The organism is Streptomyces sp. AC627_RSS907 (assembly GCF_019049165.1).
In genome coordinates this window covers 1-556 of the sequence record NZ_JAGMUE010001370.1, presented here as the reverse complement: position 1 = coordinate 556, position 556 = coordinate 1, and the positions used below count along the sequence as shown (strand labels likewise).

At 79.9% G+C, this 556-nt stretch carries 1 pseudogene; it reads left to right on the top strand.

The annotated features are described in order from the left end of the window. Positions 1-556 (top strand): annotated as a pseudogene (locus tag KUM32_RS44600) (hypothetical protein); the annotation flags it as partial.

Sequence of the window (556 nt, the reverse complement as noted above, 5' to 3'; positions counted from 1 at the left end):
CCGCCCCGACGGGCCCTCGCGGGCGCCGGGCACCCAGAGCGCGCGGCTGGTCATCGCCCGCGACAGCGGCGAGACCACGCTGTGGCCGGGACTCCCGGTGGGCGAGGTGATCCGACGGTACGAGGAGGAGTACGGGGCGGCGGCCCAGGCCCCCGCGGCGCCCGCCGCGCCGGCCGGCCGGCTCGACCTGGAGGCCACCTCGTTCCTGCTGACGCCGCCGGAGTGGCTCCAGGAGGCGGCGAACACGTTGGGCGGCGGCATCCCGACCCGGCGCCCGGCGGCCTCCGGCCCCTCTGACGCCTCCGGCGCGTCGGGTACGTCTGGCACGTCCGGCGCGGGCGCGTCCGACGGCGGCCCCGGGTCCGCCGGGTCCGCGGACGGCTCCGAGACCAGCGGCTCGTCCAACGGTGCCAAGGCCACCGGTGCCGACGAGCCGGGCGACTCCGGGGCCGCGACCCCGTCGACCGGCGACGCGGCACCCGGCGCGCTCAGCTCGCCGCCCTCCACCCGCACGCCGTACCCCGACTCCGACGCGGACCACGGCCAAAGCCACGGC